Source organism: Paraburkholderia phenazinium (genome assembly GCF_900100735.1).
Lineage (GTDB): Bacteria > Pseudomonadota > Gammaproteobacteria > Burkholderiales > Burkholderiaceae > Paraburkholderia > Paraburkholderia phenazinia.
In genome coordinates, this window is record NZ_FNCJ01000001.1 from 856,120 (window position 1) to 868,734 (window position 12,615).

A 12,615-nucleotide genomic window follows, 5' to 3' on the forward strand; every position below is an offset into this window, starting at 1 on the left:
CTAGTCGATCAGACGTGCGTGGCTTGCGCGGTCGGAGCGCTTTGCCGGGTCATTGATCTTTTGCAGGCTGATCCAGCGTAGGTTTGGCAGCGGGAGTAGCGAGGCAATTTGCGTGAACGTCAGACTGCGTTCCCGATCCATGGGAAAGCCTGAATTGCCGCCCCACACCAGGCCAATGCGCGGCATGTTCGGCTCCGGCAATGTGGCCAGTTTCGTACCCCATCGGGCAGCACGCCTGGTGTGAGCGTAGAGGTAGGGGATCCTGGCTGGAACGTTGTCCAGCCGGGTACCGAACGCCATAGGCAACGACATCAACGGGCAATGCCAGTCCCAGTCGCGCGGGCCACCACGGGTAGGATCCACCAGTACGAGGCCCGGCCACCGCGAACAGAGTGATTCCTGGTAGAGCCGGCGTAAGGCGCGTGGGCATATGTAGCCTACGTGCGAAAAGCGTTCGAGGGCCAGTGGCAGATAGCGAGCAAATTGCAGGTTGTCGCCGTAGCCTTGTTCGGGGATCACGACGAGGCGCGCCCCCCGTTTATGCACCTTTTCGACTCGATTGGCTGCATTGGGAACATCACCTGTCCATTGAGCGAGTGGCAGTTGATGGCGCAGCGCATGAACACGCCGATCTGCATTCACGTCGTCGGTCCAGCGAGCTTCGAAATGAGACCAGCCTTCCTCGTAGCGGCCCGCAGTGAGTAGGGCTTGGCTGAGCCCAAAGCGAATAGTCTGGTCAGTCGGGGTAAGAGCGAGGGCGTGCCGAAAGTGCTGCTCGGCCTCGTCAGTCGCACCAAGACCCATGGCGAGGGTGGCAAGACGGGTGCGTGCCGCTCGATGGCCTGGTTCGATTTCAAGCGTTCGACGATAGCTGGTTGCTGCCTCCTCGATACGGTCCTGTTGTTCTAGCGTCACCGCCAGGTTGTAGTGAAACTCAGGGATGTTGGGCTCGAGTGCCACCGCATGCTGGGCGTTCTGTATAGCGTCGGCGAACGCGCCCAATTTGGCTTGAGCAATATGCAGAATGTTGTACACATGCGGATCGGGGCGAATCTGGATCGATTGTTCGATCCATTTTTTTGCCAATTCGAGTTCGCCTGCCTTGAGCGCCAACGTACCGCAAGTGTGCAGGAGTGCGGCATGCTCGGGATCTCGCAGAGGGATTTGGTCAAGAAGCTTCTTGGCCATGTCGAATTGACCGGCCTGACAGGCTTTTACAGGCTGGTCGTGCAAAGTGGCGAGTTCGTCAGACGATGTAGGTGAGGGGATTGACATGATCGGTTCGCAAGTTGTGCGATGAGCCGTCAATCGGGTTGCCATAAGCAGGGGGACCGAAGCGGCAATCTGTAACTCGTGGGCGTGACAAATGCTTTACGGATTGCGCAATGAGAGTTTGGAGACGCGATTTGTACCGGTTGACAAGTATGCAAGCCGTGCCCTCTTGCGTCTCTAAGACCGCTCCGAAACCTGTGGTGCGTAAAATCGGTTCTCATGCAATCGCATGAAGCGTGGACGCCCAACAGATTTGTGCAGAGCGACCGTCCGTCCCAAAGGCCCTACGCTATCCGACACCACTCTAAGAATCTTCCCATTCCGCCCCCGCTTTTGCCTGTCCATACTGCAAACCTTCTTATAAGGGAATGCGTTTTGCGTTTGGAACCCATGAAATTTCAACTAACGATATTGGCATGCGCACTGGCGTTGTCAGGTTGCGCCGGACAGGCCGCCCGGGACCGACTCGGTATCGAAGACCCCACCGTTGTAAAGACCGGTATTGGCACACCACAAGACGCAGCGGCTGGAGCGCCGACACCCCAATGGCTGAGCACTTACTCGCCGATCACAAGCGGTGGCGAAGCACTGGCTGCTCTGCAACAGCGGTTGGACAAACTTCCCGGTGACAAGAGCAGTTATTTCCATGCGAAGGCGCAATGCTGGATCGATGCCGGGCAGCAGGAATGGCGCGCACATGACCACTGGGGTTTCGTCGAAGAAGCCATCGGACAAGCCGCGATGATTACCATCGGCCTGGAAAACGGTTCGACGCTATCCGCCGTTAATCCGGAATTGCGCACGGTGTCGACGGTACGTCCTGACCTGTGGAAGATCGTCAACGTGATCAAGAGCGATCCGGCCACGGCACGTTGCCCAGAGGCGCAGCAGCCGCTCGCTTGTGCCGAGGTCGAACTGATCCATGCTGGGCATCTCGCATGGGCGCGCAATTTCGACGCTGCCGAAAAGGCGGTACCGGGTATTCAAAGTGAACTGCAAAAATCGGCGCAAGCAGCTTTGCGGTGCGCCGCGCCGCAGCAGTCTACGCAGGAACAACCGGCACCCTCAGCCGTACAGGTCATCACGCTCAGAGCCGACTCGGCATTCCGTTTCAACAGTGGCGACGTGGCGGGGATGCTGCCGGCCGGCAAGGCGCAGCTCGATAAAGTCGCGGCGGGCATGAAACAGGTGAAGGGTATCAGCCAGTTGAATATCAACGGCTTCACCGATCGTCTGGGTAGCGACGTATACAACCAGAAACTCTCGTTGCAGCGCGCGCAAACGGTGCAGGACTACTTGCGCAAACACGGTGTCACGGTACCTATCACGGTCCAGGGACGTGGCAAGGAGAATCAGGTTACCGAATGCTCTCAAACGAACCGCGATGAATTGGTGAAGTGTCTTGCGCCGAACCGCCGTGTCGAAATCGAATTCGTCCGTGGGCAGGAATAACGTCAAGTCGCTCTGCGTGATCTCGACTTCAGATCCGCAGAAACGTATTTAGGATAACAAAAGTATGGCTACAATTTTGATTGTCGATGATCACCCCGCGTTACGGCTGGTCATCAAAACTCATCTCTTGCAGTTGCTAGGCGTTGGCGACGTCATCGAGGCCGACAACGGGCAGGCGGCTGTTGAACTGGCCCGGCAGCATTTGCCCGATATTGCCATTCTCGACCTCGATATTCCGCGCATCAGCGGGCTTGATGTCATCCCGCGCCTGAAGCTCGCCCATTCGTCGATTCGTGTGCTGGTTCTATCGGGCCAAGACCCGGTTACGTTTGCACCGCGAGCGATGCGCTCGGGGGCTCAAGGCTTCGTCGCCAAGTCACAGGAGATGAAGGAGATCGTGCGGGGCGTCGAAGCAGTGCTGGCGGGTTACACCGTTTTTCCGATGGGTGCGGGTGCAGCCGGAATGTCGCCGTCGGAGGCGGGGGAGGAAGATAAGCTCAAGCTGCTGTCGGACAAGGAGCTTGTGATCTTGCAAATGCTGTCCAAGGGTATGTCGAACAAAACGATCGGCGACGCGCTGTTCATGAGCGACAAAACGGTCAGTACATACAAGAGCCGCATTCAGGAAAAGCTGGGTCTGTCTTCACTGGCAGGGCTGATCGAATTTGCGACGCTGCAAAAGCTGATCGACTGAGTTAGGCAGAGTATGGACATGACGAACCTGCCAGGTTCCCGGGCGCGCGCGCAGGATCGCGCGCGTCGCTTTTCCCACACAGCGCGCACGGCCTCGATCCGCTATGCGACCGTGTTCGGCAGCATCTTTGCATTCACGCTGTTGTGCGTCGTGTCGGCTCGCGCCAACACCCGGACGGAAGTGAACGCCAACCCGCACGTACCGTCCGCTGACCTCAGTCATGCGGCTATCGCATGGTGTGGCTTGTTGGCCTTGGTGCTCGTGCTGGGGGCACTGGCGGTCTTCGCCTTGGGCGGTTGGTGTAGGGCGAGTGCGCTGCTGCGTCGGGCCACTGAGGCCGCGCGCGGTGCCGAGAGCGAATGGCAGCGCCGGTATGAGGCCGTCGAAGCACGCGAGCAGGCTGCGAGGGCAGTGAGTGAGGCGCAGGCGGCGGTCGTCGCCACCCAGGAGCGTGATCGGATCCAGACGGCCATGCGCCATTTCGTGAGCGGTCCGTTGTCCGCGCTAGCCGGTCTGCTCGCGGCTCTCAATGGCGCTTCTTTGCCGCTGGCTCACCGTCCGCTGGCAGGAAGGATCGAGTCTGCATTACGCACTTGTGTTCGTGCACTGGAGGACATGCTTGCGCCCTCGCCGGTTGAATCGCGCGATATTGTGCTTGATGAAAGTCTGACGGACTTGCGTGAACTGATCGACGGTGTCGTTGCGTTGTTCTCACCCGCTGCTGCGCAGAAGGGTTTGTATCTGAGCGTGAGTATCGACCGCTCGATCGCCACGCGCATCCTTGCCGACGGTGCCCGGGTTGGGCAGATTCTCTTCCATCTGGTGAGTCGCGCTGTTCGGGCTACCGAACATGGCCAGATTACGATTGCCGCGCGAGCAGAACGCCTGAACGCGGGTTCGCAGCGCATCTTTATCAGTGTGCGGGATGTGGGGGCCAACGCCGCTCGTTCCACTCGCGCGATTCAAGCACAACTACCCTGGCCGCTCGACGGCGGCGCACGCGTCGACGGGACGCATGATGAGAATGTGTCCGGCCTTGCACTATGCCAGCGGCTGGCGCGACAGATGCGCGGTGAACTCACGGTGGGCAGCGAGCCAGGCTTCGGTACCTGCAGCACCTTCAGTGCGTCGTTCGCTATCGAGCACGCCCGCCAGCCTATGGCGCCGGCTCGCGCCGATTATGTGCTGTCCCAACAGGCCGTCGAACCACAGCCGGCGGATACGGTAGCCGACCCGTCGAGCGAATCGTTTGATCGAAGCTATCTCGAGGCGCTATCGAACGAAGGTATCGACCTCCAAACGTTTTCGCGTGCCTGGCTGCAATCAATACGCGACGATCTGCTGCAGATGCGGCGCTTGCGCGATCTCGACGACGTTGGCGGCCTGCGCGCTTCGCTGCACAGATTGAGCGGAGCCGTCGGCCTGGTCGGCGCCCGCAGCTTGATGGAAATGTTGAGGCGCGCCAGCGTAGCCCAACCCAAACCCGAAGCGGGCGCGATTGACGCACTCACAAAGCGTATTGAAGCGCTGATGATGCAACTCGACCGCGCGATCGACCCACACCGGAGCAACCTGTCATGACTCGACCGATGGCCTTGATCGAAGGCGATCTGACGATACCGCTGCCGCGTCCTTACGACGGGTTGCCGCCGCCGTTTGGCATCCGTCGCCGTGTTATGCGCGAAGCGGTGCATCAGGCCGTGCGTGAAACCGCGGCCCCTGCGCAGCTCGACCGCTTTCCCCCGGGTGTGCAGCACGTTCTCTTTTACAAGGCGCCGCCGCAACGCGTGGATACCGGACGCTGGGATGCCGCGCTGGCGGAGGCGAAGCGTTATCTGGAGATGAACACGGCTCGCCCGCGCTCGTCGCGCTCGGATCACCTGCTCGCCGGGGCAATTTTTGCTGGTTGCACCATAGCGTTGACATGGTTGCTGGTCACGTGCTCGATGAAGGAAGCGGAGAAGGCCAAAGCGGTGCCTTTGGCGCCCGCGGTCTTGTCAGCTGTGAGCCCGCACGTGGATTCGCCAAAGCCGGTAGCCAAACCGGCCGTTGCGGATACGCAGACCGCGGTTGCGGTCGAAAAGACTTCGCCACCGGCAGCTAGCGCGGTTACTAATGTGGCGGCGAAGCCGGCCGATGCTGATGCGCCGTTGGCCGCGTCAATAAGCCAGCTTGCCCAGACAGGGCCGTTGCCTTCGCTCGTACCGAAGCAGGTTGGTCACGTTGCAGCACTTTCGCCAGCTGAGCCGAAGCAGACCGCTCAAGTCTTGCCGCGGCAGACCGTGCAGGTTTCCGCTCATGAAGACGACACGGCGACGTCACCGACAACCCCGCCGAAGCGAGTCAAGGTGGCACGCCTGTCCGAAACTCACGTCAAGGAGCGTGTGGCCTTGAACCGCGCAACGCGGCCGGTGACCCAACCGGCCGTATCGAAGCAGCCGGAGTGGACTGCTGGCACGTCGCATTCGCATAGTGGCGCTTCAACAGACAACGCGCCGTGGCTGAACTGGTCGGCCCAGCAACTCCGTCCTGCTCCGACGATACGACAGGCCGCGCCGGTACCCGGCGACAGCAGCTGGAACGACCACATGACGCAGCGCCGGATCACCGACGATCCCACCGCCTTCCATGTTGGTGGCAGCGGGCAGTAAAAGCTGTACGAGGCGACCTTAGGGCGCTGTGAATTTTTCGCCCGATGCGTACGCGAACCGCTCGGTGCATATAGGAATCGTCTCGCATTCGACCACAAATGCGAGACCTATCATCTGGTCTTTCTTAGCAAGTTGCCCATAGGACTCCGCGCTGAAAGACCAAATTCAATGTTGGACGAAATATCTATGCCAGACATCAATCCGGCCGTCGAGGAATGGCTGACCGACCATGCAAACCGCGGTTGTAATCCCCAGTCCATGTTTGAAGCCATGCTCAAGGAAGGTTTTGAACCGGGGGTGGCGAGTGGCGTAATCCGGGCAACCTTCAAAGGCATTCAGTCAAATGAGCCGTCGTCGATGGGTGTAGAAGCCACGCGTCCCGGTGAGTATCAATATGACGCATGCCCCGTCGCTGCGGGCAATGTCGTTCGCGCGTTCGACCGTGACGTCACCGTGTCGATGCGTTGCGAGCGCCCGCAAATCATCGCATTTGATAATGTCCTTTCTCCAGAGGAGTGCGCCGAGGTAATCGAGCGTTCGCGACCCAGGCTTAAACGTTCGGCTACCGGCGCTGGCGCCTACAACAGCATTCGCACTAGCGATACCGCTGGATTGGCTCCGGGTGAGGACGCATTCATACAGCGTATCGAGCAACGTTTCGCGAGCCTGATGAATTGGCCAGTGGAGAATGGCGAAACCTTGCAAGTCCAGCGCTACAAGGTGACAGGCGAATATAAGCCGCATCATGACTACTACTCCCCACAACAACGGGGTGCGATTATTCGCGGTAAAGATGGTGGGCAACGGGTTGCGACGCTTATCGTCTACCTGAACGATGTGCCACAAGGCGGTACAACTCAATTTCCGCTACTGGGGCTATCCGTTGCTGCGAGGCAAGGTAGAGCGGTGTATTTCCGGTATATGAATTCCCTTCGGCAACTGGACCCATTGACCTTGCACGCGGGCGCACCGGTGTTGGCTGGAGAGAAGTGGATCGTAACAAAGTGGGTCACCGAGCGCCCTTTGGAAATTCGTCTCGGGCGCTGACGAGCGAGCTGGGCACCGACACAACCGTGTGTGTCCAGTTCAACAGGGTCCACCGAGTCACCATTTCTCCCGATGACTCACAAAAAAAAGCCCGACCAAAGTCGGGCTCTCAAATCGGCTGCGTCCTTTCCACAAGGACGCAGCACCTGCAAAACAGCTTTCGCGTCTACATCACGCGCCGGGTGCTTAAGCAGCCAGCAGCGAACGCAGCACGAACGGCAGAATCCCGCCGTGCTTGTAGTAGTCCACTTCGATCGGCGTATCGATACGCAGCAGAACCGGCACGCGCTTCGTCTTGCCGTCCTTACCGTTGATCACCAGCGTGACTTCCTGCTGCGGCTTGAAGTCGTCGCCCAGGCCTTCAACATCAAACGTCTCTTCGCCGGTAATCCCCAGCGATTGCACGCTATCCGAGCCCTTGAACTGCAGCGGCAGCACGCCCATACCGACCAGGTTCGAACGGTGGATCCGCTCGAAGCTGCGAGCAACCACAGCCTTCACGCCCAGCAGTTGCGTACCCTTGGCCGCCCAGTCACGCGACGAACCCGTACCGTACTCTTCACCCGCGAACACAACAGTCGGCGTACCCGCGTCGATGTACTTCATCGCTGCGTCGTAAATCGACAGTTGTTCGCCGCTCGGCTGATGAATCGTCAGGCCGCCTTCAACACGCGTACCGTCTGCCTTCGCCGGGATCATCAGGTTCTTGATCCGGACGTTAGCGAACGTGCCGCGCATCATCACGTCGTGGTTGCCGCGGCGCGAGCCGTAGCTGTTGAAGTCGGCCTTCTGCACGCCGTTTGCCTTCAGCCACTTGCCTGCCGGCGAGTCTTCCTTGATCGAGCCAGCTGGGCTGATGTGGTCGGTCGTGACCGAGTCACCGAAGATGCCCAGTGCGCGAGCGCCCGTCACAGCAGCAATGCTGTCAGCCGGCGTCATCGAGAAGTCCTTGCCGAAGAACGGCGGCTCAGCGATGTAGGTCGACTTCGGCCAGTCGTACACTTGGCCTTCTTCGCCCTCGATCTTGCTCCAAAGGTCGCCCTTCTTGGTGAGCTGTGCGTAGTTCTTGCGGAACGCTTCTGCGTCCAGCGCGAACTTGAGCAACTCGTTGACTTCTTCGCTGGTCGGCCAAATGTCGCCCAGGTAGATGTCCTTGCCGCCCTTGCCCTTGCCAACCGGCTCAGTCATCAGGTCGCGCGTGATGTTGCCTGCAATCGCGTAGGCCACAACCAGCGGCGGCGATGCCAGGAAGTTGGCGCGAATGTTCGGGTGAATACGCGCTTCGAAGTTACGGTTGCCCGACAGCACAGCTGCAGCAACGATGTCGTTCTTCGTGATCGCTTCGTTCAGTTCCGGCGTCAGGTCGCCCGCGTTACCGATACAGGTCGTGCAACCATAAGCAGCCAGTTCGAAGCCGAGTTTCGACAGGAACGGCAGCAGGCCCGTTTTCGTCAGGTACTCGGTGACGATACGCGATCCCGGAGCCAGCGAGGTCTTGATGTGCGGAGCGACCGTCAGGCCAGCTTCCACAGCCTTCTTTGCCAGCAAACCAGCAGCCAGCAGCACGCTCGGGTTCGACGTGTTCGTGCACGACGTGATGGCAGCGATCAGGATGTCGCCGTTCTTCACGTTCACGCCGTTGCTCGTCGTGTATTGCGCGTCCAGATCAGCAGCCTTCTTGGCAAAGCCGTTTTCGCCGACCGGCTTCGAGAACAGGTCGCCGAAGGTCGACTTCACGTGGCCGATTTCGATACGGTCTTGCGGACGCTTTGGGCCCGCCAGCGACGGCGTCACGGTGCCGAGGTCGAGCTTGACGACCTTGGTGTAGTCGATTTCGCCAGCCTTCGGAATACCGAACAGGTTCTGCGCCTTGAAGTAGTTTTCGAAGGCGGAGATTTCTGCGTCGGTGCGGCCCGTGCCCTTGAAGTACTCGATGGTCTTTTCGTCGACCGGGAAGAAGCCCATGGTTGCGCCGTATTCCGGCGCCATGTTGCCGATCGTTGCACGGTCCGGCAGCGACAGCGACTTCGTGCCTTCGCCGAAGAACTCGACGAACTTGCCGACCACCTTCTCTTTACGCAGCAGTTCGGTAACGGTCAGGACCAGGTCGGTTGCCGTCAGGCCTTCGCGCAGCTTGCCCTTCAGCTCGACACCCACCACGTCCGGCGTCAGGAAGTACACCGGCTGGCCGAGCATGCCTGCTTCTGCTTCGATGCCGCCCACGCCCCAGCCCACCACGCCGATACCGTTGATCATCGTCGTGTGGCTGTCCGTGCCCACCAGCGTGTCCGGGTAGTACACGGTGTCGCTGCCGTCGGCCTTCTTGTGCACACCACGTGCGAGGTACTCGAGGTTCACCTGGTGAACGATACCCACGCCCGGCGGCACGACCTTGAACGTGTCGAATGCCTGCATGCCCCACTTCATGAACTGGTAGCGCTCGTTGTTGCGCTGGAATTCCAGTTTCATGTTCAGGTCGAGTGCATCCTTTTGACGGAAGTAATCGATCTGCACCGAGTGGTCGACCACCAGATCAACCGGGACCAGCGGTTCGATCGACTTCGGGTTCTTGCCGGCGCGTTGCGCGACGCCGCGCATCGCTGCGATGTCGGCGAGCAGCGGCACGCCGGTAAAGTCCTGCAGCACGACGCGCGAAACCACAAACGGGATTTCGTCGACGCGCGCAGCGGTCGGCTTCCAGTTTGCCAGTTGTGTGATGTGTTCTTCGGCGATCTTCTTGCCGTCGTAATTACGCAGCACCGACTCCAGCACGATACGGATCGAAACCGGCAGGCGGTCGATCTTGATGTTCAGTGCCTTGCCGAGTTGCGGCAGCGAATAAAACTTGCCTTTGCCGGAACCGCTGTCGAATTCCTTGAGCGTTTTGTGGAGGTTGTGGGCCATGGTGTTTTCCTTGGTTTGATCGCGGAACTACAGTACTGAACTAGATGACATACAGATCGACGTATTCATTGACCGGCATGGCTTCGAGCCTTGCCTGATCCAGCGACACATCGAGAATCGCTTGTTGCTGCTTGACCGGAAACTTGCGCGCGAGGTTGGTCTTGAACTTCTCGACCAGCAACGGGATGCCGTCTGCACGGCGGCGCTTGTGTCCGATCGGGTATTCGACAATGACCTCGTCGAATGTCGACCCGTCGTTGAATTCGACCGTCAGTGCATTGGCGATCGAACGCTTCTCCGGATCGTGATAATCCTTGGTGAACTGCGGGTCTTCCACGCAGCTCATCTTGTCGCGCAGCGCGTCGATGCGTGGGTCTTGCGCCACGGAATCTTCGTAGTCCGCGGCCGTCAGGTGGCCGTAGATCAGCGGCACCGCAATCATGTACTGGATGCAGTGGTCGCGGTCGGCTGGGTTGTTCAGCGGCCCTTTCTTGTCGATGATACGGATCGCCGCTTCGTGTGTGCGAATCGTGATCTTGCTGATGTCTTCCAGCGTCTTGCCCGCTGCGCGCAGTTGCGCATACAGCGTCATGGCCGCTTCCACTGCCGTTTGCGAGTGGAACTCGGCCGGGAACGAGATCTTGAACAGCACGTTCTCCATCACGTACGAGCCGTACGGGCGCTGGAACTTGAACTCGCGACCCTTGAACAGCACGTCGTAGAAGCCCCACGTCTTCGCGGTCAGTACAGACGGATAGCCCATCTCGCCGGTCTTCGCGATCAGCGCGAGACGCACGGCGCGCGAGGTGGCGTCGCCCGCGGCCCACGACTTGCGCGAGCCGGTGTTCGGCGCGTGACGGTAGGTGCGCAGCGCCTGGCCATCTACGAGAGCCAGGGAAATGGCATTGATCAGCTCGTCGCGCGTGAGGCCCAGGAGCTGGCCAACTACGGCGGTCGAGGCGAGCTTCACGAGCAGCACGTGATCGAGCCCGACTTTGTTAAACGAGTTTTCCAGCGCGATGCAGCCCTGGATCTCGTGCGCCTTGACCATGCCGATCAGGACGTCTTTCATCGTCAGCGGCTTTTTGCCGGCGGCGATGGCGGTGCGCGAGAGCCAGTCGGCCGTGGCGAGAATCCCGCCCAGGTTGTCCGACGGGTGGCCCCACTCGGCGGCAAGCCAGGTGTCGTTGAAGTCCAGCCAGCGGATCATCGCGCCAATATTAAAGGCGGCCTGAACCGGATCCAGCTGGAACGGCGTGCCCGGCACCTTGGCGCCGTTGGGGACGATCGTGCCCGGCACGATTGGTCCCATCAGCTTGGTGCATGCCGGATAGGTGAGCGCCTCGAGTCCGCAGCCGAGCGTATCGATCAGGCAATGTCGCGCCGTTTCCAGCGCGAGCGTGCTGTCGATCGGGAAATCCAGCACGTAATCGGCAATCTCGACCAGGACTTTGTCCGGGTCGGGCCGTACGTTGGATATCGGAGCGGACATCGGGGCTTTTCCTCGGAAAGGAAACTTAGTTGCTCGGGTTCTTGATCAGCTCGTTCGACTGCGTCGGAGCCGGTGCGCCTTGTGCCATTTCCGGCGTCTTGCACTCGTCGGCGAGGCGCGAGCCGTCGTTGTCCGAGAACAACATTGCCTTGGTCGGGATCACGACCAGGTCCAGACCCGAAGCGGCGTCGTGGAAGCGGTCAGCGCCCGTCGTGGTGGTTTCGCGCGGCAGGTTGTAGTTCTTGTTCGCCCAGTGAACCGTGACGATCTGGTCGCGCTTCATGTCGCCCTTCAGTTCGAACGACAGGCCTTCGTTACATGCCCACTTCACCGAGCCGTCCGGTACCGGATCGACCTTCGCTTCCTTGGCCGGGTTCGCCTTACGCTTGATCAGGCGCTTCGGAGCCGGGCGTTTCGCCACGGCCTTCTTGGTGGTGGTCGCGGCGGTGCCCGACGCCGTTTGTGCGGAAGCGTCCGTCGTGGCGATCAGCATCGTCGTGGACAAGGCGCCGACAACGGCGGCGATCAGCAGCTTTTTCATGGAGTTAGCCTTTCTATCTATATCGGTTGAACAGTGCGCGGCTACGGGTACAGGCAGCCGCCAGGGTGGAACTGCACGCGCCCTGAAAGCGCACAGCGGACGCTATTTTCTCCTATTTAGCGCCACGAACTTCAAATTCTCTGGACCGGTGTAATTCGCGCTCGGCCGGATGATCTTGTTGTCGATGCGTTGCTCGATGATGTGCGCGCTCCAGCCCGCCGTGCGGGCGATCACGAAGAGCGGCGTGAACATCGCCGTCGGCACGCCCATCATGTGGTACGACACCGCGCTGAACCAGTCCAGGTTCGGGAACATCTTCTTGACCTCCCACATCACGGTCTCCAGCCGCTCGGCGATGTCGAACAGCTTCGTGCTGCCGGCTTCCTTCGAGAGCTTCTTCGCCACTTCCTTGATCACCTTGTTGCGCGGGTCGGAGATCGTGTACACCGGGTGGCCGAAGCCGATCACGACTTCCTTGGCCTCGACGCGGCGACGGATGTCCGCTTCGGCCTGGTCGGGGCTCGTGTAGCGCGACTGGATTTCAAATGCCACCTCGTTCGCG

The 12,615-nt window shown here is 60.1% G+C and carries 10 protein-coding genes; 5 read left to right on the forward strand and 5 right to left on the reverse strand.

Annotated elements, in window-relative coordinates:
• Positions 1–1,275, reverse strand: a complete 1,275-nt coding sequence (locus BLQ92_RS03840) for a tetratricopeptide repeat protein (protein WP_342342384.1) — start codon at positions 1,273–1,275, stop codon at positions 1–3.
• Between the two features lie 387 nt (positions 1,276–1,662).
• Between BLQ92_RS03840 and BLQ92_RS03845 the strand changes: the two genes are divergently transcribed.
• From BLQ92_RS03845 to BLQ92_RS03865, 5 genes are all read left to right on the forward strand, one after another.
• Entirely contained in the window at positions 1,663–2,724 is a 1,062-nt protein-coding gene (locus BLQ92_RS03845) for an OmpA family protein (protein ID WP_090681789.1), read from the forward strand.
• 64 nt (positions 2,725–2,788) lie between these two features.
• Positions 2,789–3,418 (forward strand): response regulator transcription factor, encoded by a 630-nt coding sequence (locus BLQ92_RS03850; RefSeq protein WP_090681791.1) that lies wholly within the window; start codon positions 2,789–2,791, stop codon positions 3,416–3,418.
• A gap of 18 nt (positions 3,419–3,436) precedes the next feature.
• Positions 3,437–4,999: an ATP-binding protein gene (locus BLQ92_RS03855; RefSeq protein WP_175772180.1), complete on the forward strand. Its 1,563-nt coding sequence runs from the start codon at positions 3,437–3,439 to the stop codon at positions 4,997–4,999.
• Complete coding sequence (locus BLQ92_RS03860; RefSeq protein ID WP_143016503.1) at positions 4,996–6,069, forward strand: hypothetical protein; 1,074 nt, start codon at positions 4,996–4,998, stop codon at positions 6,067–6,069. Before BLQ92_RS03855 ends, BLQ92_RS03860 begins: the two co-directional genes overlap by 4 nt.
• 186 nt (positions 6,070–6,255) lie before the next feature.
• Positions 6,256–7,116: a prolyl hydroxylase family protein gene (locus BLQ92_RS03865; RefSeq protein WP_090681796.1), complete on the forward strand. Its 861-nt coding sequence runs from the start codon at positions 6,256–6,258 to the stop codon at positions 7,114–7,116.
• A gap of 186 nt (positions 7,117–7,302) precedes the next feature.
• On the opposite strand, the gene acnA is transcribed toward BLQ92_RS03865, so the two are convergent.
• The 4 genes from acnA to BLQ92_RS03885 all read right to left on the reverse strand — a co-directional run.
• A complete protein-coding gene (gene acnA, locus BLQ92_RS03870; RefSeq protein ID WP_090681798.1) occupies positions 7,303–10,020 on the reverse strand; it encodes an aconitate hydratase AcnA in 2,718 nt (905 codons plus the stop codon).
• Positions 10,021–10,060: 40 nt separating this feature from the next.
• Positions 10,061–11,512, reverse strand: a complete 1,452-nt coding sequence (locus BLQ92_RS03875; RefSeq protein ID WP_090681799.1) for a bifunctional 2-methylcitrate dehydratase/aconitate hydratase — start codon at positions 11,510–11,512, stop codon at positions 10,061–10,063.
• A gap of 25 nt (positions 11,513–11,537) precedes the next feature.
• Positions 11,538–12,053: a hypothetical protein gene (locus BLQ92_RS03880; protein WP_090681802.1), complete on the reverse strand. Its 516-nt coding sequence runs from the start codon at positions 12,051–12,053 to the stop codon at positions 11,538–11,540.
• 102 nt (positions 12,054–12,155) lie between these two features.
• On the reverse strand, positions 12,156–12,615 hold a 460-nt coding region (locus BLQ92_RS03885; RefSeq protein ID WP_280517434.1), incomplete at its 5' end, for a citrate/2-methylcitrate synthase.

Bases quoted from the DNA above. Each gene is read 5' to 3' on its own strand.
- BLQ92_RS03840 (WP_342342384.1), bottom strand. From the start codon at position 1,275: ATGTCAATCCCCTCACCTACATCGTCTGACGAACTCGCCACTTTGCAC.
- BLQ92_RS03845 (WP_090681789.1), top strand. From the start codon at position 1,663: ATGAAATTTCAACTAACGATATTGGCATGCGCACTGGCGTTGTCAGGT.
- BLQ92_RS03850 (WP_090681791.1), top strand. From the start codon at position 2,789: ATGGCTACAATTTTGATTGTCGATGATCACCCCGCGTTACGGCTGGTC.
- BLQ92_RS03855 (WP_175772180.1), top strand. From the start codon at position 3,437: ATGACGAACCTGCCAGGTTCCCGGGCGCGCGCGCAGGATCGCGCGCGT.
- BLQ92_RS03860 (WP_143016503.1), top strand. From the start codon at position 4,996: ATGACTCGACCGATGGCCTTGATCGAAGGCGATCTGACGATACCGCTG.
- BLQ92_RS03865 (WP_090681796.1), top strand. From the start codon at position 6,256: ATGCCAGACATCAATCCGGCCGTCGAGGAATGGCTGACCGACCATGCA.
- acnA (WP_090681798.1), bottom strand. From the start codon at position 10,020: ATGGCCCACAACCTCCACAAAACGCTCAAGGAATTCGACAGCGGTTCC.
- BLQ92_RS03875 (WP_090681799.1), bottom strand. From the start codon at position 11,512: ATGTCCGCTCCGATATCCAACGTACGGCCCGACCCGGACAAAGTCCTG.
- BLQ92_RS03880 (WP_090681802.1), bottom strand. From the start codon at position 12,053: ATGAAAAAGCTGCTGATCGCCGCCGTTGTCGGCGCCTTGTCCACGACG.